This window comes from Mycolicibacterium parafortuitum (assembly GCF_002086815.1).
In the GTDB taxonomy this organism is placed as follows: domain Bacteria; phylum Actinomycetota; class Actinomycetes; order Mycobacteriales; family Mycobacteriaceae; genus Mycobacterium; species Mycobacterium parafortuitum.
This window is the reverse complement of record NZ_MVID01000013.1, coordinates 112,424-132,306: the sequence shown is the minus strand read 5'-3', so window position 1 is coordinate 132,306 and position 19,883 is coordinate 112,424. Positions and strand designations below refer to the sequence as shown.

The window sequence follows — 19,883 nt, the reverse complement described above, 5'->3', positions numbered from 1 at the left end:
ACTGGCATCAAAAAACAACCCACCCCTAAACGGGAAAAAGAGGCGGATCAAAAAACAACAAACAAAAACCACCAAACACACTATTGAGTTCTCAAACAACAGAGCCTGTTTTAAGGCAACCTCACCAGTCTACATAAGCCCTGGGGGGCGGTCAAGCCGCTGCCCCGGATTTCCTTCCGGACCCCCGGGGGCTCGCTGCTGATGTTGGAAATACTACGCAGAGTTCGCGTCAGGTTCCAAATCGCCAGCGTGGAAGGCCTTTTCGGCCCACCAAGTCTAGCTGACCCGCTCGATCTCCGCACCCAAAGCGACCAGATTCTCCACGAACTTCGGGTAGCCGCGATCGATGTGGAACACGTCGTGCACTTCGGTGTCGCCGTCGGCGACCAGACCCGCCAGCACCAGCCCGGCGCCGGCGCGGATATCCGACGACCACACAGGAGCACTCGACAACTGCGGGATCCCCCGGACGACCGCGTGATGACCATCGGTTCGGGCGTCGGCGCCGAGCCTGATCATCTCCTCGACGAACCGGAAGCGCGCCTCGAAAACGTTCTCGGTGATCATCGACGTCCCGTCGGCGACGGCCGCCAGGCCGATCGCCATCGGTTGCAGGTCGGTCGGGAACCCCGGGAACGGAAGCGTCGCGACGTTCACCGCTTTCGGACGTTCGTACTGCACCACGCGGAACCCGTCATCGGACTGGGTCACCGTGGCGCCGGCATCGTGCAGTTTGTGCAGAACCAACTGCAGGTGCGACGGGTCCACTCCGGTCACCGAGATGTCGCCGCGCGTCATCGCGGCGGCTATCCCCCACGTCGCGGCGACGATCCGGTCGCCGATCACCTTGTGCTCGGTCGGGTGAAGCTTGTCCACCCCGATGATCGTCATCGTCGACGATCCGGCGCCGGAGATCTGCGCGCCCATCTGGTTGAGCATCGTGCACAGGTCGACGACGTCCGGTTCGCGCGCGGCGTTGTGGATCGTCGTGACCCCTTCGGCCAACACCGCCGCCATCAGGATGTTCTCGGTAGCCCCGACGGACGGGAACTCCAACTGGATCTCGGCGCCCCGCAGGTGATCGGCCTCGGCGACCACACATCCGTGCTCGATGTTGCATCGGGCCCCGAGTTGCCGAAGCCCGGCCTGGTGCATGTCCAACGGCCGGGAACCGATCGCGTCTCCGCCGGGCAACGCGACCCTGGCCTTCTTGCAGCGGCCCACCAACGGTCCGAGCACACACACCGACGCGCGGAACTGCCGAACCGCGGCGAAGTCGGCGTCGTACTTGGGTTCGTCGGGTGACGTGATGCGCACGACGTCACCCTCGAGTTCGACGGTGGCGCCCAACCCGCGCAGCACCTCGGCCATCAACGGCACGTCCAGAATGTCCGGGCAGTTGGTGATGGTGCTGGTGCCCTCAGCGAGCAGTGCCGCGGCCATCAGCTTGAGGACGCTGTTCTTCGCGCCCCCGACAGCTACTTCGCCTGATAACCGGCAACCACCGGTCACCACGAATCGCTCGCTCACGCGGTAAGTGTAGACAGCCCGTTGGGCCATGTCAGGCTGCCGAGCCGTGGCCTTCGGAGTCATCCCGGTACCGTTTGACCATGGCAGTTCACCTGACGCGGATCTATACCCGGACCGGCGACGACGGCACCACCGGCCTCAGTGATTTCAGCCGGGTTTCGAAGAACGACGCCCGCCTCGCGGCGTATGCCGATTGTGACGAAGCCAACGCGGCCATCGGTGTCGCGGTGGCTCTCGGCGCACCCGGGGAACGGATCTCGAAAGTCCTGCGCCAGATCCAGAACGACCTGTTCGACGCCGGCGCCGACCTGTCGACGCCGGTCGTGGAGAACCCCGAATACCCGCCGCTGCGCATCAAGCAGGAGTACATCGACCGGCTGGAGACGTGGTGCGACGAGTTCAACGAACCGCTGCCGGCGTTGAACTCCTTCATCCTCCCCGGGGGGACGGCACTGTCGGCATTGCTGCACGTCGCGCGCACGGTGACACGTCGGGCGGAGCGCTCGGCCTGGCACGCCGTGGAGACCCACGGCGACTCCGTCAGTGTGTTACCCGCCAAGTACCTGAACCGGCTGTCGGACCTGCTGTTCATCCTGTCCAGGGCCGCGAACCCCGACGGTGATGTGCTCTGGCAGCCCGGCGGTCAACGTCAGTGACCGCGCCGGCGCGCCCGCGGTGACGGCCGCGACTCCAACCACGACGTGAACGCGGTCAGCGCGCCGCGATCCAGTGCGATCTCATAACCGCGGCCGCGTTCCGGACCGGTATCCCGTAGTTCGAGGATGACGGTCTGATCGTTCATGATGTCGAACTCGTCGCCCCGGGGCGCACGCCGCGAGACGATCTCCAAACCTCGCCGCGTCAGCGTCCTATCGGGCCACCAGCGGAAGCTCGACAGCCGGTAGAAACCGGCCTCTCCCCCGCGGTAGCGCATCACACCGTGGCGCCAACCATGGCCTCCCACTGCTGGGACGTCGCGAAGGATCGCTGCGGTTCCACCGACCTGGCGTAGTTTCCACAGCCGGTAGAACAGCGCGATGACAACCAGAAGGAGCACACCGACGAGCGCGACCATGAACAGCATGGACGCGCTCATCGGCGATCAGTCGAGTTGGCCCAGAGCGCGCAGACGCGCCCGACCCCATGCCGCGGTCCGCTCATCGTCCGATTCCGAATCCTGCTTCGCGGAATCAGCGTCGATCTCGGACTCGAACTGTGCGTTCTCGACCAGGATGCGGACGGCTTCCTCGGTCACCGACAGGAACCCGCCGTCGACCGCGATGCGCAGGTCGTCTTCGCCCTCACGCTCGACGCGCACCATGGCATCGTCGACGAGCTGGGCGACCAGCGGAATGTGCCGCGGCAGGATGCCGATCTCGCCTGCGGTGGTGCGGGTGAACACGAAAGTCGCGTCACCCGACCACAGCTCGCGCTCCACGGCGACGATCTCGACGTGCAAATCCGCCATGTCACACCACCTTTCGCGCAGTCAGAGACATCACAGCTTGGCGCCGAGGCTCTCGGCCTTCTTCGCCAGGTCGTCGAGACCACCGATGAGGAAGAACGCCTGCTCGGGCAGGTGGTCGAACTCGCCCTTGGTGAGCTTGTCGAAGGCCTCGATGGTCTCCTTCAGCGGCACCGTGGAGCCGGGCTGGCCGGTGAACTGCTCGGCCGCCATCATGTTCTGGCTCAGGAAGCGCTCCAGACGACGCGCACGCTGCACCAGCTGCTTGTCCTCTTCGGCGAGCTCGTCGATACCGAGGATCGCGATGATGTCCTGCAGATCCTTGTAGCGCTGCAGGATCCGGATGACTTCCTGGGCAACGCGGTAGTGCTCGTCGCCGACCACGGCCGGGTCGAGGATCGTCGAGGACGACGCCAGCGGATCCACCGCCGGGAAGATGCCCTTCGAGAACACCGTACGAGAAAGCTCGGTGGTGGCGTCGAGGTGGGCGAACGTGGTCGCCGGGGCCGGGTCGGTGTAGTCGTCGGCGGGCACGTACACGGCCTGCATCGAGGTGATCGACCGACCGCGGGTCGAGGTGATGCGCTCCTGCAGCTCACCCATCTCGTCGGCCAGCGTGGGCTGGTAACCCACGGCCGAAGGCATACGACCGAGCAGGGTCGAAACCTCGGAACCGGCCTGGGTGAACCGGAAGATGTTGTCGATGAACAGAAGCACGTCCTGCTGCTGCTCGTCGCGGAAGTACTCCGCCATCGTCAGCGCCGACAGGGCGACACGCATACGCGTGCCCGGCGGCTCGTCCATCTGGCCGAACACCAACGCGGTGTCCTTGAGCACGTTCGCGTCCGCGAGCTCGACCCACAGGTCGTTGCCCTCACGGGTGCGCTCGCCGACGCCGGCGAACACCGAGGTACCACCGAAGTTGCGGGCGATACGGTTGATCATCTCCTGGATGAGCACCGTCTTGCCCACGCCGGCGCCGCCGAACAGGGCGATCTTGCCGCCGCGGACGTACGGGGTCAGCAGGTCGACGACCTTGAGGCCGGTCTCCAGCATCTCCGTGCGGGGCTCCAGCTCGGAGAAGGCCGGCGGCTTGCGGTGGATCGACCAGTGCTCGAAGTCCTTGCCGTAGCCGGGCTCGTCGAGGCAGTCGCCCAGGGCGTTGAACACGTGGCCCTTGACGCCGTCGCCGACGGGCACCGAGATCGAGTTGCCGGTGTCGGTGACCTCGACGCCGCGGACCAGGCCGTCGGTGGGCTGCATCGAGATGGTGCGCACCAGGTTGTCACCGAGGTGCTGGGCGACCTCGAGCGTCAGCGTCTTCGACAGCTCCTTGTAGGTGATGTCGGCATGCAGCGCGTTGAACAGTTCGGGGACGGAGCCACGCGGGAACTCCACGTCGACCACGGGGCCGGTGATGCGAACGACGCGACCCGTCGTCTTCTCTGCGGTAGCAGTCATTTCTCTTTCGCTTCCTGGGAGGGGCTTGTGTAGTTGGTCGGCTAGCGCGAGTCGGCGAGCGCGTTGGCGCCACCGACGATCTCGCTGATTTCCTGGGTGATCTGCGCCTGACGTTCGCGGTTGGCCGACAGCTTCAGCGCCTTGATCAGGTCATCGGCGTTGTCGGTCGCCGACTTCATGGCGCGTCGGCGGGACGCCGACTCCGAGGCCGCGGCCTCAAGAAGTGCGGCGTACACGCGGGTCGCCACGTAGCGCGGCAGCAGTGCGTCGAACAGCGTCTCCGCGTCCGGCTCGAACGAGAACAGCGTCTGCGGGCCGTCTTCGGGTTGCTCGTCCCCGACGTACTCGACGACCATCGGCGCGATCCGGCGGGCCGCGGCCGACTGCGACAGCATCGACCGGAACTCGGTGAAGACGATGTGCAGTTCGTCGACCCCGAGGATGCCGTCGGCACCGGCGTCGTCACCCTCGTCGTCGGCGCCGGACATGAAAGCCGCCACCAGGGTGTCGGCGATCTCCTTCGCGTTCTCGTAGGTGGGCCGCTCGGAGAAGCCCGACCACGCCTCGGTGATCTCGCGCTGACGGAAGCTGAAGTAGCCCTGCGCCTTTCGCCCGACCGTGTAGACGACGGGTTCCTTGCCCTCTTCCCGCAGCAACGCGAACAGCTCTTCGGACTGGCGGAGCACGTTGGCGTTGTACGCACCGCACAACCCCCGGTCCGAGGACACCACCAGCACCGCGGCCCGCCGCGGGTTCTCCCGTGCGACGAGCAGCGGGTGATCCAGCGCGCTGGCGCTGGCAAGCTCGGTGAGCATGTTGGTGATCTCGGTGCTGTAGGGCCGAGCCGCCTCGACTCGGGCCTGCGCCTTGGCGATTCGCGACGTGGCGATCAGTTCCTGGGCCTTGGTGATCTTCTTGATCGACCCGGCGGAACGGATGCGTCCACGTAGCTCGCGCAGTGTTGCAGCCATCTAGCTCTCCAGACCCCTCTCGGTCCTACTTCTTCGGGGCCGGCTTGCGGACCTTGACGGATTCCTTCTCGACGTCCGCTTCGTCCATGGCCTCGGCCTCTGCTTCGTTGACCACGACGGAGCTGCCGTCAGAAGCGGAGAAGCCCTTCTTGAACTCGTTGATGATGTTCGTCAGCTTCTCCTCGGTCTCTTCGGAGAGCTTCTTGGTCTCGCGGATCTCCTTGAGGACATCCTCGTGCGAAGCCTTCACGTGCTCGAGAACTTCCTGCTCGAACCGCGCGACGTCCTCGACCGGCACCGAGTCCAGGTGGCCCTTGGTGCCGAGGAAGATCGCGACGACCTGATCCTCGACCGGGTACGGCGTGTACTGCGGCTGCTTGAGCAGCTCGACGAGGCGGGCACCACGGTCCAGCTGCGCCTTGGAGGCCGCATCCAGATCCGAGGCGAAGGCGGCGAACGACTCCAGCTCGCGGTACTGCGAGAGCTCCAGACGCAGCGAGCCGGCCACCTCCTTCATGGCCTTGATCTGTGCGGCACCACCGACGCGGGACACCGACACACCGACGTTGATGGCCGGACGCACGCCCTGGTTGAACAGGTCGGACTCCAGGAAGCACTGGCCGTCGGTGATCGAGATGACGTTGGTCGGGATGAACGCCGAGATGTCGTTGGCCTTGGTCTCGATGATCGGCAGACCCGTCATCGAACCACCGCCGAGCTCGTCGGACAGCTTGGCGCAACGCTCCAGCAGACGCGAGTGCAGGTAGAACACGTCGCCGGGGAACGCCTCGCGGCCCGGCGGGCGGCGCAGCAGCAGCGAGATGGCGCGGTAGGCGTCGGCCTGCTTGGACAGATCGTCGAACACGATCAGCACGTGCTTGCCGTCGTACATCCAGTGCTGGCCGATGGCCGAACCGGTGTAGGGGGCCAGCCACTTGAAGCCTGCGGCGTCGGAGGCCGGGGCCGCGACGATGGTGGTGTACTCCATCGCGCCGCCCTCTTCGAGGGCCCGCTTCACCGAGGCGATCGTGGTGCCCTTCTGGCCGATCGCGACGTACACGCAGCGCACCTGCTGCTTCGGGTCACCGGTTTCCCATGCCTCACGCTGGTTGAGGATGGTGTCGACCGCGACGGCCGTCTTGCCGGTCTTGCGGTCGCCGATGATGAGCTGACGCTGGCCACGGCCGATCGGGGTCTGGCTGTCGATGGCCTTGATGCCGGTCTGCAGCGGCTCGCCGACGCCCTGGCGCTGAACCACCGACGGCGCCTGCAGCTCGAGTGCGCGGCGGCCGTCGGCCTTGATCTCGCCCTGGCCGTCGATCGGCTGGCCCAGCGGGTTGATCACGCGGCCGAGGAAGGCGTCGCCGACCGGAACCGAGAGCACCTCGCCGGTCCGCTTGACCTGCTGGCCTTCTTCGATCTTCTCGAATTCACCGAGGATGACCGCGCCGACGCTGTGCTCGTCGAGGTTCAGCGCGACACCGAGGACACCACCCGGGAACTCCAGGAGCTCCTGGGTCATCACCGAGGGCAGGCCCTCGACGTGGGCGATACCGTCACCGGCGTCGATCACGGTGCCGATTTCTTCCCGGTCCGAGTCGGCGGTGAAGGAGGAGACGTAGTCCTCGATCGCCCCTTCGATGTCAGAAGCGGAGATTGTCAACTCTGCCATGGCTTTTCGTCTTCCTGCCTTAGTGTTTGTTACTGCTCGAGTTCTGGGGCGGTCAGTCCGGCAGCCCGGTGCGGGCCGCATCCAACCGCGATGAGATGGAGCCGTCGATGACCTCGTCGCCGACGGTGATCAGGAGTCCGCCGAGGACCTCGGGATCGATGTCGAGCTGGACCGACACCGGGGTGCCGTAGATCCGGCTCAGGATCTCCTTCAGGCGGGTGCGCTGCTGCTCCGAGAGGTCGGCCGCGGCCTTGACCTCGGCGACCGCCTCGCCGCGCCGCGTGACGGCGAGCTCGGCGAGATCGCTGACCGCCGAGTCGGCGGGCTCACCGCGGAGCAGTTCGACGGTCTGCGTCAACAGAGCCGACACCGTGGCGTTGATGCCGCCGGCACCTTCGAGCACCTTGTTGAGCAGTTCGACACGCTTGTCGGCGGGCACCGTGGTGTCGGCGAGCAGCCGGCTCAGCCGGGACTGCTCGTCGAGAACCCGTCCCACCCGGAACAGCTGGTCCTCGACCTCTTCGCTCTGCCCGTCGCGCTCCGCACGCGCCAGCAGGGCGAGCCGGGCGACGTGCTCGAGTCCGTCGATCAGGTTGCTCTCGACCGACCACCGCTGAGCGGCGGCGGTTTTGACGATCTCGAGCGCGTTGCCGTCGATCTTGCCGTCGAACAGGCGCTCGGCCAGGCGGACCTTGGGCGCCGAGTCATCGGTGGCCTGGGCGAGGTGCTTGGTGAGCGTGGGTTCTGCCAGCAGGAGCTTGGCCACAGCGACCAGGTTGTCGGCGAGGGTGGTCAGGGTGCCGGAATCGGCGCCGTCGGCCACCGACTCGAACTTCTTGACCAGCTCGGCCAGGGCTTCGCGGCTCGCCGCGCGCAGGTTCAGCGTCGCCCCGGCCTCAAGCACCACGGAAGACGGTGCCATCGCGTCGAGTTCATCGAGGAACCGGTCGACGGTCGAGGACTGCGCGGCCGGATCGGACACGTAATTGCGCACGATCTCTTCGGCCTTCTGCACCGACTCGCTGCCGAGGCCGGACCGCAGCTGACGGATCAACTGCTGACGCATCAGCTGAACCTGCTGTGCGCCCTGAGCCTTGATCCGCTCGGCTTCCGCATCGGCCTGCTCGGCGAGTTGCGCCGCGATCCGCTCGGAATCCTGGCGCGCCTCGTCGGTGACCTTCTGGCCCTCGTTCTTCGCGTCCTCGACAGCCTTGGAGTGCATCGCGTCGGCGTCGGCGAGCTTCTTGCTCGCCTCGGCACTCTCGGCGAGCGCGACCCGGATCGCCTCCTGCTGGCGCTGCATCAGCCCCTTCACAGGCGGCACGACCCACTTGACGATGATGAACACGATGACGGCGAAGCCGATCAGCTGTCCGATGAAGACCGACATCTAACGACTCCCACCTGAATTCACGTCGACGCCCAGGATCCGGCTGGCCAGCGCCGCGGACAGGCCGTCGACGGAGGACTCCAGATCCGACCGAGCGGCCGAACCTTGTTGCGACAACTGCTGGTCCGCGGCGCTCAGCGTCTCGGCGACCTCACCGCTGGCCGCCGCACGCTTCTCCTCGACGACCTGACGGCCGGCGACACGTGCTTCGTCGCGGATGGCGGATGCCTCGCCACGGGCCTCGGCCAAGGTCTTGTCGTAATCCGCCTTCGCCGCGGCGACCTGTTCGGCCGACTTACGGTTGTCGGCGGCGGTCTTGGCCAGCATCGCCTCCCGCTCGGCCAGCACCTTGCTGATCGGTGGCACAACCCATTTCGCGATCACGCCGAGCACGATCAGGAAGATGAGCAGCACGGCGAAGAAGGTGCCGTTGGGGATCAGGAAGTTACTGGTCCCTCCGCCTTCTTCGGCGGCGACGATAGATGTGGTGAGTTCACCCATGCCGGTGGATTACTGCAGGCCCGGAGTGGCGAAAACGAACAGCGCCATGAAGGCCAGGTTGATGAAGTAGGCCGCCTCGACCAGACCAACCGTGATGAAGAACGGCGTGAACAGCCGGCCCTGCGCCTCAGGCTGACGGGCGATGCCGGAGATCAGGGCGTTACCGGCGATACCGTCACCGATACCCGCACCGATCGCGCCGCCGCCCATGATCAGACCGCCGCCGATCAACGCACCAGCAGTGATGATGGCGTTGGGGTCGATTTCCATTCTCTTATCCTCCTTGATAACTGGGGGCGGTGCCGCCAGAGTTCGTGATCGTTGGTCGTAGGGACTTAGCGGTTACTGCGTCAGAGCTCTATGTAGTCGTCGCGCTCAGTGGTCTTCGTGGTCCAGCTCCATCGACTGGCTGAAGTACAGGATCGTCAGCAGGGAGAAGATGAAGGCCTGGATCAGGCCGACGAACAAGTCGAAGGTCTTCCACACCGCGTTCGGGAACCACTGGATGTACCAGGGGAACATCGCGATGAGCGCCACCAGGATGCCGCCGGCGAAGATGTTGCCGAAAAGTCGCAGCGCCAGCGAGATGGGCTTCGCGAGTTCCTCGACGATGTTGATCGGCGCGAGGAACGCGACGTGTCCCTTGACGACCTTGATCGGGTGCCCGATCACGCCGCGACGCCAGATGCCCGCGGCGTGGTAGCAGATGAACACGAACAGGGCGAGCGCGAGCACGAAGTTGATGTCGGAGGCCGGCGGCTTGTACAGCTCGCCCGCGGCTCCGTCCGAACCGCCGTACTGCCACGGCAGCACCGCCAGCCAGTTGGAGATCAGGATGAACACGAAGATCGCGACCGACAGCGGCAGCACGAACGGTGCCACCTTCATGCCGATGGAGCCCTCGATCTGCTGACGCATCTGGATGGTCAGCGCTTCCCAGAACAGCTGCACACCGCCGGGCACGCCGGTCGAGGTGACCTTGGACTTCAGGTAGAAGGCCAGCGCGATGACGATCACGGCCGTGACCGCGGTGGCCAGAATCGTGTCGCCGTTGAACGTCATGCCGAACAGTTCGAACACCATCGTGTGATGCCCGACGTGGATGGCGGCGCCACCTTCCTCTGCGGCGAGGATGGATTCGGTCATCGTCCCTGTCTTCTCTCCATTGAGTCCAGCCGGTTCATGTAGCTCAGATCAATCCTTCGAATCCGTGTCGAGCACGTTGAGTCCGTCGCGGCGGATCTTCTTCATCACGGGGATGCTCGTGCTCATCACGAGCAGCGCCTGGAAGATCGCCAGCCCGAAGAGTACGGCGAGGCCGCCGTGCTGCCGGAAGACGAACGCGATGGTCAGCGCGATCGCGGTGATGACCAGCAGCCGGGTGGCCGAGTTCACCGCCATCTTCTTTTTGAGGGGGTGTTCCTCGGCGGTGATGGACTCGACGGCCCGGCGCACCAGCAGTGCGTTGACCAGGCCAAGACCGAGACCGACACCGAAGAACGCGCCGAAGAGGATGTTGCCGGTGAAGCCCGAGGCCAGCAGCGCGACCGCGGTCAGCGCGAGGCACACGACGAGCAGACGGACAGGCCGGAAAGCAACGGACGGGAACACCAACGGCGCGTCTTGCGCTGGCGTCGTCACTGCTTCACCTCAATCCGGCGGTCGTCAAGCATCGATGGGGTCTTCCCGTGGATCCTGTGCGTGGCGCCCGTAGCGTATCGGAGGGCGTCGGGCGCGCTGGAATCACCCAAGGGGTTGCTCCCTGTTTTGGTCGAAATGTGGTCTGAATATCGGTCGTCATGCCAGCCGGGGCGATGCTCTGATCGATGCCATCGAACCGCCCGGAGGCCGGCAACCCGCGAGGTCTTTTCGGGTTCTGGGAAAACCTTAACACATGGTAAGAGCCACAAAAGAGGCACTACTACTTTTTGTCGTATACCTCGTCGGGCTCGTTGTTCCCACGCCTGAGCAGCGGTATCAACGTGACCACGATCGCGACCACCAGAGCGCCCGCCATCACCGCCGCGGTGTAGCGCGGGTCGAAGAAGATGGTGCTGGCCGCACCGAGCGCGACGATGCCGACCCACAGATAGATCAGCAGCACCACCCGGCGGTGGGAATGGCCGATCTCGAGCAGCCGGTGATGCAGATGCATCTTGTCCGGGCTGAACGGGCTGAGCCCCTTGCGGGTGCGCCGGATGATCGCCAGCAGCATGTCGAGCGCCGGGACGAAGACCACGGCGACGACGAGCAGGAACGGCGACAGCAGAGCGAACACGTCGCGGGCCCCGTACGCGGTCTGCGAGATCGGGCCCGCCGCGGTGGTCGCGGCGGCGGCGAGCATCAGACCGATCAGCATCGACCCCGAGTCGCCCATGAAGATGCGGGCTTTGTGGAAGTTGTGCGGCAAGAAGCCCAGGCACGCACCGGCCAGCACCACGGAGATGACGGCCGGCGGATAGAACAACACGTCGCCGCCGTGGTCGCGCAGCAGCCCGACCGAGAAGATGCAGATCGCCGATGCGGTGATCAGACCCAGTCCCGCGGCCAGACCGTCGAGTCCGTCGACGAAGTTCATGGAGTTCACCAGCGCCACGGTGAACGCCAGCGTCAGCAGGATGGAGGCGACCTGGTCGAGCACGATGGTGCCGACGCCGCCGATCGGGATGTAGAGCACGCTCCACGCGACGCCCATCGTGACGAGCACGCTCGCCGCGGTGATCTGGCCGGCGAACTTGGTCAGCGCGTCCAGCCCCCACCGGTCGTCGATCAGACCGACGACCATGATCAGGCCGCCCGCCACCACGACCGCGGGCAGACCCGTCGAGTACACGAACCCGCGGGTCAGCGCGGGCAGCTGGGAGGCGAGCAGGACGGCGGCCACCACCCCGATGTACATCGCCAGGCCACCCATGCGCGGGATCGGTTGCAGGTGCACATCGCGCTCACGCGGATATGCCACCGCGCCCCAGCGCGTCGCGAGCACCCGGACAAAGCCGGTGGCCAGGTAGGTGATGATGGCCGCGGTCAGCCCGACGAGCGCGAGTTCACGCAGCGGGACGCCCGCGCCGCGGTCGGACAGCGCCAACACGCTCTCCCCCGCCCGCGTGGCGGTCACCGTCACCGAAGCCAGATCCACAGAGCCCGGATTCACTCGTCGTCTGCGGTCAGCGTCTGCGCCTCCACACCCAGCACCTTGGCGATCGCGTCCAGCGTCACCGGACCCTCCCGCAGCACCCTCGGGTGCGCACCGGTCAGGTCGACGATCGTGGACGCGGCCTGCTGTTCGGCCGGGCCGCCGTCGAGGTAGACCTCCACCCGGTCACCGAGCTGGGCCCGGGCCTGCTCGGCGGTGACCGCCGGCGGGTTTCCGGAGATGTTCGCGCTGGACACGGCCATCGGCCCGACCTCGCGCAGCAACTCGATCGCGACCGGGTGCAGCGGCATGCGCAGCATCACGGTGCCGTTGGCGTCGCCGAGGTCCCAGTGCAGCGACGGCGCCTGCTGCACGACCAGGCTCAGCGCTCCCGGCCAGAACGCGCGGATGAGTTCTTTGGCACTTTCGGGCACCGAGTACACGAGACCCTGGATGGTGTGCCACGACCCGACCAGCACCGGGACGGGCATGTTCCGGCCGCGGCCCTTGGCCTCCAGCAGTGACGCGACCGCCTCGCCGTCGAAGGCGTCGGCGCCGAGCCCGTAGACGGTGTCGGTCGGCATCACCACGAGCCTGCCGCCCTTGAGCGCGCTGATCGCCGACGCGATGCCGGTCGCCCGCTGCTGCGGATCGGAGCAGTCGAACATCTCGGTCACGGTGTCCAGCCTCTCACCCGGTCCGCACCGCGGTCACGAAGCGTGGACGGCCGGCCAGGTCGTGTCGTGGGGTCACCTCGGTGAAGGCCCCGCTGCGGACGAAGCTGTCCACGGTGCGCTGCGAGGTGGTGTCGTCGTGTTCCACCGCGCACACCCCGCCGGGCCGCAACAGCCGCGCCGCGACCGCGACGATCGGGTCGATGACGGCCATCCCGTCCGGCCCGCCGAACAACGCGTGCGCGGGATCGTGGTCTGCCACCTCGGGATCGAGCACTGCCCCGTCGGGGATGTAGGGCGGGTTGGACACCACGAGGTCCACGGCACCGTCCCATTCGCCCAATACTCCGTCCGCGGTGACGTCGGCGTGCAGCAGCTCCACCGCGGTACCGGCGGCGTTGCGCCGCGCGTAATCCAGAGCGTCGGCGGAGTCGTCGACGGCGATCACCCGGGCGCCCGGGACGGCGTGCGCGAGCGCGACCGCCAGCGCACCGGACCCGGTGCACAGATCGACGATCACCGGATTGGGCGGAAGTCGTTGCGCGAGAACCCATTCGAGCAGGGATTCGGTCTCCGGCCGCGGGATGAACACGCCCGGCCCGACCCGCAGGTCGAGCGGCCCGAAGGCCGCGGTGCCGGTCAGATGCTGCAGCGGGACACGGTCGGCGCGCCTGGCCACCAGCTGCCGGTAGCGGGTCACGAACGCATCGTCGGCGTCGGCGAACGCCACCCTGCCGCGGTCGACGCCCAGCAGGTGGGCGGCGAGCAGTTCGGCGTCGACGCGCGGGGACCCGACCCCGGCGGCGTCGAGGACTGCGGCAGCATCGGCGATCGCCTGGCGCATCGTCACCGGTGGGTCGGCCACGTTCACGTGTTCTGCAGCCGGGCTTGCCTGTCCGCGGCCGCGAGGGCGTCGAGAAGCGGGTCGAGATCGCCGTCGAGCACCTGGTCGAGGTTGTGCGCCTTGTAGTTGATCCGGTGGTCGGCGATGCGGTTCTCGGGATAGTTGTACGTGCGGATCCGCTCGCTGCGGTCCACGGTGCGGATCTGGCTGGCCCGGTCGGCCGAGGCGTCGGCCTGCGCCTGCTCCTCGGCGAGCGCCTGCAACCGGGCCGCGAGCACCTGCATCGCACGCGCCTTGTTCTGCAGCTGCGAACGCTCGTTCTGACAGGTGACGACGATGCCGGTGGGCAGGTGGGTGATACGCACGGCCGAGTCGGTGGTGTTGACGCCCTGACCGCCCTTGCCCGATGACCGGTAGACGTCGATACGCAGATCCGATTCGTCGATCTGGACCTGTTCGACCTCGTCGGGTTCGGGATAGACCAGCACGCCCGCCGCCGAGGTGTGCACCCGTCCCTGGGATTCGGTGACCGGCACGCGTTGGACGCGGTGCACGCCACCTTCGAATTTCAGCCTCGCCCACACGCCGTCGGCGGAGTCGCCCTTGCTCGCGATGGACAGGGTCGCGTCCTTGTAACCGCCGAGGTCGGAGGTGGTCTCCCCCAGCATCGTGACCGTCCAGCCGTGCCGTTCGGCGTAGCGGGTGTACATGCGCGCCAGGTCGGCGGCGAACAGCGCCGACTCTTCGCCGCCCTCGCCGGACTTCACCTCGAGCACGATGTCGTCGGCGTCGTGGGGGTCGCGGGGGGCGAGCAGATCCGTCAGCTGGGTGTCGAGCTCGGCGATCTTGGCGGTCAGCTCGGTCACCTCGTCGGCGAACGACGCGTCGTCGGCGGCGAGTTCCTTGGCGGCCTCGAGATCACCTCGGGCCGCTTCGAGCTTGCGGTAGGTGGCCACGATCGGCGAGATCTGCGCGAAGCGTCGGCCCACCTTGCGGGCGGCGGAGGCGTCAGAGTGCAGTTCGGGATCGGACAGCCGCTGTTCCAGCTCGCCGTACTCGGCGAGAATCGCCTCGATCGCCGGTGCAGCGTCGGCCATCTCGACTCCTCCTCAACGTGCCGGAATTCAACCCAGAAGCGCGAAACGGCGCCCGGTCTGCGCATGAAGTGCGGCAGAACGGGCGCCGTTGCGACAGCTACTTGCTGCGCTTGCCGTAGCGCTTCTCGAAGCGGGCCACACGACCGCCGCTGTCGAGGATCTTCTGCTTGCCGGTGTAGAACGGGTGGCACTGCGAGCAGACCTCGACGGTGATGTTGCCGCTCTTCTTGGTGCTGCGGGTGGTGAAGCTCGCACCACAGCCACACAGCACGTTGGTCTCGACATAGTCAGGATGGATGCCTGATTTCATGGTTTCCTCTTCGATCGTGGGCCCGGGTCGCCCCTCCCGTACCGGGAGGTTTGCGGCGTGAACCGGAACCGAGGTGACGGCACCCGGCCGGAGGCCGGAAGGCTGGACCTGATTATGCCAGGTCAACCGCCAGCAGCCTAAACGCGCATTCGACGGCCGCTATTCCTGCTCGGTCACCTACTCGGACACCTACTCGGTCGTAACGAGGTACTTGCGGCCGTCCCGCTTCCACAACGTGCGGCCGCGCGCCGCGGTGCCCATCGCGACCAGTTCACGTTTGAGCACCTTGTTGGTCGCGGTGCTGGGCAGGTCGTCGGCGACCCAGACGTGCCGGGGCCAGGCCTTCGGGGACAGATCGGGCTGCTCGGCGAGGAACGCGCCGAACTGTTCGGGGGTCAGCGTCGCGTCGTCCTGCAGCACGATCGCGGCCATCACCTGGTCGCCGACGAACTCATCGGGCACCGGGTACACCGCGACCATGCTGATGGCCGGTTCGCGGATCAGGATGCGTTCGATCGGCGCGGAGGTCATGTTCTCCCCGTCGACGCGCATCCAGTCGGCGGTCCGCCCCGCGAGGTAGATCCAGCCGTCGGCATCGCGGTAGGCCAGGTCCCCTGACCAGAACATGCCGTGCCGCATCCGGTCCTCGGTGGCGTCCTGGTCGTTGTAGTACCCGGCGAACATGCCCGCACCCTGGGTGTTGACCAGTTCGCCGATGGCGTCGTCGCCGTTGACCAGCGCGCCGTGCTCGTCGAACTCGGCGACCGCACATTCGGTCACGGTGTCGGCGTCGTAGATCGCCACTCCGGGGAAACCCCTGCCGATCGAGCCGGGCGGGCAGCCTTCCTCGCGGGTGACGGTGACCGCGTTCTCCGTCGATCCGAACCCGTCCCATACGTCGCAGCCGAAGCGCCGCGCGAACTCGGCGATGTCGCGGTCGGTGGCCTCGTTGCCGAATGCGACCCGCAGCGGGTTGTCGCCGTCGTCCGGCTTCTCCGCGGTCGCCAGGATGTAGGCCAGCGGCTTGCCCACGTAGTTCATGTAGGTGACGCCGTAGCGGCGGATGTCGTCGAGGAAACCGGAGGCGGAGAAGCGTGCCGGCGCCATCGCGGCACCGGAGTTCAGCGCCACCGACCAGCCGGCCAGCACCGCGTTGCTGTGGAACAGCGGCATCGCCAGGTAGCAGACATCCTTCGAGGTCAGCGCGAACCGCCCGACCAGCGCGGCGCCGGCGAGCAGCACCATCGCGTGCATCATCTTGACCGCCTTCGGGTCACCGCTGGTGCCCGACGTGAAGATCAGCATGTACGTGTCGGTCGCCGCGACTTCGCGGTGCGGAGTCAGCTCGCCGGACTGGGCGAGCAGTTCCGCCCATTCCGGGCTCCCGATCACCAGCACGCGCACCCCGGGCAGGTCGACGCCGTCGAGCAGGGCCCGGTGTTCGGTGTCGGTGACGAGGATCTGGCAGTCGCCGCGGCGGACGTCGCGGCCGAGCCCCTCGCCGCGGCGGGTGTTGTTGACGCCGACGAGCACGTAACCGCCGAGACCCGCGGCGGCCATCGCCGTCAGCATGTCGGGGTTGTTGCCCAGCAGCACCCCGACGTGCAGGGGTCGCGACGGGTCGGCGATGCCGATCAACGCGGCGGCCTGGGCGGCCGCGTCGGCCAGATGCTCACGCCAGGTCCAGGTCCGGCCGTCGTAGGTCATCGCGGTGCCGTCGTCGGCTGCCCGCTCCCGCAGCAGCTGCTGAACCGTCTCGGCCAAGCCCCCCACCCTTTCCGAGTGTGAACAGATCCCGCGAGTTGTCTACTGGATCAAGCGCGCAGCCTACCTCAGCCACAACACGCGATTCATTTGCGAAGATATGCCGATGAGCGCGGGCGCCGTACAGAATTCACTGGCAGCGAATCCACTGCCGGATTTCGTCGAGGGCGCCGCGGCCAAACCTCCCGCGCGATCCGTCCGGGACCGTCTCATCGACGCGGCCGAACAGTGCCTGACCGCCAAAGGGATCCGCGCCACCACGGTCTCCGAGGTCGCCGAGGTGGCCGGTGTCAGCCGGGGCTGGCTCTACCGGCACTTCCCCGACAAGTCCGAACTGTTGGGCGCGGCGATCGTGCGGCTCAACGACGCGTTCTGGGCCGAGTCCCGATCCCGCCTCGACGCGGTGACGGGTCTCGACCAGCAGATCGCCGTCGGGGTGGCCCTGGCCCGGGAGGAATCCGAGACTCCCGGAGCACTCGTCCTCAAGCTGCGCCAGGAAGAACCCGAGGCGTTCACCGCATGCGTGGGTCTCGGCGTGCGCGGGCTGATCCCCGAGATCGCGGCGTTCTGGGAGCCCTACATCCAGGCCGCGGTCGACCGAGGCGAGATCCATCCCGGGACGGACCGCGCCGAGGCGGCCGAGTGGATCGCGCGCATCATGATGAGCCTCGCCACCGTGCCCGGCGAGCAGTGCAACATCGAGGACCACGAGTCGGTGCTGCGGCACGCCCGCCGCTATATCGTCGCCGCGCTCCGCGCGAATCCGGCGGGGTGGTGATTTCGGCGTAGTTGGTCAACGTCAGATTGACCAACTACACCCGAATCACTCAGTCGTCGCCGTTGCCGCCGGGCGTGTTCTTGGAGACCTGGACCAGGAACTCGTAGTTGTTCTTGGTCTTGCGCAGCTGACTCATCAGCAGGTCGATGGCCTGATGCGGATCCAGGCCCGACAGCACGCGCCGCAGCTTGTGCACGACCGCGAACTCGTCGGGCGAGAGCAGCAGCTCGTCCTTGCGAGTGCCCGACGGGTTGACGTCGACGGCCGGGAACACCCGGCGCTCGGCGATCTTGCGGTCCAGCTTGAGCTCCGCGTTACCGGTGCCCTTGAACTCCTCGAAGATCACGGTGTCACCGGTCGAGCCGGTCTCGACCATCGCGGTCGCGATGATGGTCAGCGAGCCGCCCTCTTCGATGTTGCGCGCCGCGCCGAGGAACCGCTTGGGCGGGTACAGCGCGGTCGAGTCGACACCACCGGACAGGATGCGGCCCGAGGCCGGCGACGCGTTGTTGTAGGCGCGGCCCAGCCGAGTGATGGAGTCGAGCAGCACCACGACGTCCTTGCCCTGCTCGACGAGCCGCTTGGCCCGCTCGATCGCGAGCTCGGCGGCCTGGGTGTGGTCTGACGGCGGCCGGTCGAAGGTCGAGGCGATGACCTCACCCTTGACCGAGCGCTGCATGTCGGTGACCTCTTCAGGACGCTCGTCGACGAGCACGACCATCAGATGGCATTCCGGGTTGTTGCGGGTGATCGCGTTGGCGATGTCCTGCATGATCGTGGTCTTACCGGCCTTCGGCGGGGACACGATCAGCGCGCGCTGACCCTTGCCGATCGGCATGATCAGGTCGATGACACGCGTGGTCAGCTTGTCGCCGGTGGTCTCCAGGCGCAGCCGCTGATTCGGGTACAGCGGGGTGAGCTTGGTGAACTCGGGCCGCTTCTTGGCCTCCTCGACCGGCTTGCCGTTGACGGTGTCCAGACGGACCAGCGGGTTGAACTTCTGCCGCTGATTGCTCTGGTCTCCGTCCTTGGCCACGCGGACCGCGCCGGTCACGGCGTCGCCGCGGCGCAGGCCGTTCTTGCGCACCATGTTCATCGACACGTACACGTCGTTGGGGCCGGCGAGGTAGCCGGAGGTCCGCACGAACGCGTAGTTGTCGAGCACGTCGAGAATGCCCGCGACGGGCTGCACGACGTCGTCCTCACGAAGCTCGGTGTCGCGCTCACCGCCGCCACCACCGTCGCCGCCACGCTCGCGTCGCTTGCGGTCGCGGAACCGGCGGCCGCGACGGCCCTGACGGCCCTCGCCGTCGTCGTCGTTGTCCGAACGTCCACCGCCGGAGTTGTTGTCGCGGCGGTTCTGTCCGCCACCCTGCTGTTCACCGCTGTCGCCGCGGTTGTCGCCCCGGTTATCCGAGTCACCGCCGGACTTCGCGTTCTGGCCGGCATCCCGGTTGCTGTCGCGGTTGTCCTGGTTGTCCTGACGGCCGCCCTGGTTGTCCTGGCGGCGACGGGTGTCCTGCTCGCCTCCGGACTGCGCCGTGTCGGCATTGTCCTGGTTCTTGGCGTCCTGGCTCTTGGCGTCCTGGTTCTTGGCGTCCTGGTTCTTGGGCTGCTCGCCACCGCCGGTACCGCCCTGCTCACGCGACGCCCCGCGGCGCTCACGGCGGCGCTGCTGCGGCTGCGCCTCGGCGGGCTGCTCGGCTGCGGGCTGCTCAGGGGCGGGCTGCTCGGCGGCGGGCTGCTCGGCGGCGGCCGGAGCGCTCTGCTCGGCGGGCGCGGGGGCATCCTTCTTGGCGCCGGCGCCGTTGGATTCGCCACGACGCTCACGGATCGCGGCGATCAGCTCGCCCTTGCGCATGCCGGAGGCGCCCTCGACGCCGATTTCCTTGGCCAGCGCCCGCAGTTCGGGCAGGACCATGCTGGTCAGCGCCCCGCCGCGACGGGCGGGGGCAGCCGCCGGCGCGTTCTCGGCAGGCGCCGAGGTCGAGATGTCTGAGGTCACGGGGTTCTGCAGTTCGCCGCTTTCGGCGCTGCCACCAGCCGTGAAGAGGTCCGTATCAGTCACGGATTTCCTTTCTTCCCCCGCTGATCTCGTCACGCGGGGGTTCTGTGCGTTCAACCAATCCGCTGAACGCCTAGGTCACGCCATTGCCACTGCAACGGTGATCGCCGGGTTTCGCCGATACGGCGAACCGCCAGTCCACAAATTTGAACACTTGAAAGAAGAGTCGTCCTAGTGTCGGCGCAGGTGAAGAAGCTGCGATTGCTGGACGAGAGCGAGGATAAC

Annotated in this window: 20 protein-coding genes; 2 read left to right on the top strand and 18 right to left on the bottom strand. The window is 67.0% G+C overall.

Features of this window, described 5'->3' with window-relative positions; all coding sequences use genetic code 11:
• Positions 1–276 precede the first annotated feature (276 nt).
• Complete coding sequence (murA, locus tag BST38_RS15840; protein ID WP_083144299.1) at positions 277–1,530, bottom strand: UDP-N-acetylglucosamine 1-carboxyvinyltransferase; 1,254 nt, start codon at positions 1,528–1,530, stop codon at positions 277–279.
• An 80-nt stretch (positions 1,531–1,610) separates the two neighbouring features.
• On the opposite strand from murA, the gene BST38_RS15835 reads away from it, so the two are divergent.
• On the top strand, positions 1,611–2,186 hold the full coding sequence (locus BST38_RS15835) for a cob(I)yrinic acid a,c-diamide adenosyltransferase (protein WP_083144285.1): 576 nt from the start codon (positions 1,611–1,613) through the stop codon (positions 2,184–2,186).
• On the opposite strand, the gene BST38_RS15830 is transcribed toward BST38_RS15835, so the two are convergent.
• From BST38_RS15830 to fadD1, 16 genes are all read right to left on the bottom strand, one after another.
• Positions 2,180–2,626: a DUF2550 domain-containing protein gene (locus tag BST38_RS15830; RefSeq protein WP_083144284.1), complete on the bottom strand. Its 447-nt coding sequence runs from the start codon at positions 2,624–2,626 to the stop codon at positions 2,180–2,182. The two genes, BST38_RS15835 and BST38_RS15830, sit on opposite strands and share 7 nt — an antisense overlap.
• A gap of 6 nt (positions 2,627–2,632) precedes the next feature.
• The gene (locus BST38_RS15825) at positions 2,633–2,998 is read right to left on the bottom strand and encodes a F0F1 ATP synthase subunit epsilon (protein ID WP_083144283.1); all 366 of its coding nucleotides are present in this window, start codon (positions 2,996–2,998) and stop codon (positions 2,633–2,635) included.
• A 30-nt stretch (positions 2,999–3,028) separates the two neighbouring features.
• Positions 3,029–4,456, bottom strand: a complete 1,428-nt coding sequence (gene atpD, locus BST38_RS15820) for a F0F1 ATP synthase subunit beta (protein WP_083144282.1) — start codon at positions 4,454–4,456, stop codon at positions 3,029–3,031.
• Positions 4,457–4,497: 41 nt separating this feature from the next.
• Complete coding sequence (locus BST38_RS15815) at positions 4,498–5,427, bottom strand: F0F1 ATP synthase subunit gamma (RefSeq protein ID WP_083144281.1); 930 nt, start codon at positions 5,425–5,427, stop codon at positions 4,498–4,500.
• A gap of 25 nt (positions 5,428–5,452) precedes the next feature.
• Positions 5,453–7,099: a F0F1 ATP synthase subunit alpha gene (atpA, locus tag BST38_RS15810; protein WP_083144280.1), complete on the bottom strand. Its 1,647-nt coding sequence runs from the start codon at positions 7,097–7,099 to the stop codon at positions 5,453–5,455.
• 52 nt (positions 7,100–7,151) lie between these two features.
• Positions 7,152–8,489: a F0F1 ATP synthase subunit B/delta gene (locus BST38_RS15805; RefSeq protein ID WP_083144279.1), complete on the bottom strand. Its 1,338-nt coding sequence runs from the start codon at positions 8,487–8,489 to the stop codon at positions 7,152–7,154.
• Positions 8,490–8,990 carry a F0F1 ATP synthase subunit B gene (locus tag BST38_RS15800; protein WP_083144278.1) on the bottom strand — a complete coding sequence of 167 codons (501 nt, stop codon included), beginning with the start codon at positions 8,988–8,990 and terminating at the stop codon, positions 8,490–8,492.
• Positions 8,991–8,999: 9 nt separating this feature from the next.
• The gene (locus tag BST38_RS15795) at positions 9,000–9,260 is read right to left on the bottom strand and encodes a F0F1 ATP synthase subunit C (RefSeq protein ID WP_003931026.1); all 261 of its coding nucleotides are present in this window, start codon (positions 9,258–9,260) and stop codon (positions 9,000–9,002) included.
• Positions 9,261–9,365: 105 nt separating this feature from the next.
• On the bottom strand, positions 9,366–10,136 hold the full coding sequence (atpB, locus tag BST38_RS15790) for a F0F1 ATP synthase subunit A (protein WP_083144277.1): 771 nt from the start codon (positions 10,134–10,136) through the stop codon (positions 9,366–9,368).
• A gap of 48 nt (positions 10,137–10,184) precedes the next feature.
• Positions 10,185–10,631: an ATP synthase subunit I gene (locus BST38_RS15785; RefSeq protein WP_083144276.1), complete on the bottom strand. Its 447-nt coding sequence runs from the start codon at positions 10,629–10,631 to the stop codon at positions 10,185–10,187.
• A 280-nt stretch (positions 10,632–10,911) separates the two neighbouring features.
• Positions 10,912–12,129 (bottom strand): glycosyltransferase family 4 protein, encoded by a 1,218-nt coding sequence (locus tag BST38_RS15780; RefSeq protein ID WP_083144275.1) that lies wholly within the window; start codon positions 12,127–12,129, stop codon positions 10,912–10,914.
• An 11-nt stretch (positions 12,130–12,140) separates the two neighbouring features.
• Positions 12,141–12,803, bottom strand: a complete 663-nt coding sequence (locus tag BST38_RS15775) for an L-threonylcarbamoyladenylate synthase (protein WP_165761601.1) — start codon at positions 12,801–12,803, stop codon at positions 12,141–12,143.
• 13 nt (positions 12,804–12,816) lie between these two features.
• Positions 12,817–13,644: a peptide chain release factor N(5)-glutamine methyltransferase gene (gene prmC / locus BST38_RS15770; protein WP_110781767.1), complete on the bottom strand. Its 828-nt coding sequence runs from the start codon at positions 13,642–13,644 to the stop codon at positions 12,817–12,819.
• 23 nt (positions 13,645–13,667) lie between these two features.
• The gene (gene prfA, locus BST38_RS15765) at positions 13,668–14,741 is read right to left on the bottom strand and encodes a peptide chain release factor 1 (RefSeq protein WP_083144273.1); all 1,074 of its coding nucleotides are present in this window, start codon (positions 14,739–14,741) and stop codon (positions 13,668–13,670) included.
• A gap of 97 nt (positions 14,742–14,838) precedes the next feature.
• Entirely contained in the window at positions 14,839–15,051 is a 213-nt protein-coding gene (gene rpmE / locus BST38_RS15760; protein ID WP_083144272.1) for a 50S ribosomal protein L31, read from the bottom strand.
• Positions 15,052–15,240: 189 nt separating this feature from the next.
• Positions 15,241–16,815 carry a fatty-acid--CoA ligase FadD1 gene (gene fadD1, locus BST38_RS15755; RefSeq protein ID WP_083144271.1) on the bottom strand — a complete coding sequence of 525 codons (1,575 nt, stop codon included), beginning with the start codon at positions 16,813–16,815 and terminating at the stop codon, positions 15,241–15,243.
• A 100-nt stretch (positions 16,816–16,915) separates the two neighbouring features.
• Between fadD1 and BST38_RS15750 the strand changes: the two genes are divergently transcribed.
• Positions 16,916–17,593 (top strand): TetR/AcrR family transcriptional regulator, encoded by a 678-nt coding sequence (locus tag BST38_RS15750; RefSeq protein WP_083144270.1) that lies wholly within the window; start codon positions 16,916–16,918, stop codon positions 17,591–17,593.
• Between the two features lie 49 nt (positions 17,594–17,642).
• Here BST38_RS15750 and rho read toward each other — a convergent pair whose 3' ends face one another.
• The gene (gene rho / locus BST38_RS15745) at positions 17,643–19,661 is read right to left on the bottom strand and encodes a transcription termination factor Rho (protein WP_083144269.1); all 2,019 of its coding nucleotides are present in this window, start codon (positions 19,659–19,661) and stop codon (positions 17,643–17,645) included.
• Positions 19,662–19,883: the final 222 nt, after the last annotated feature.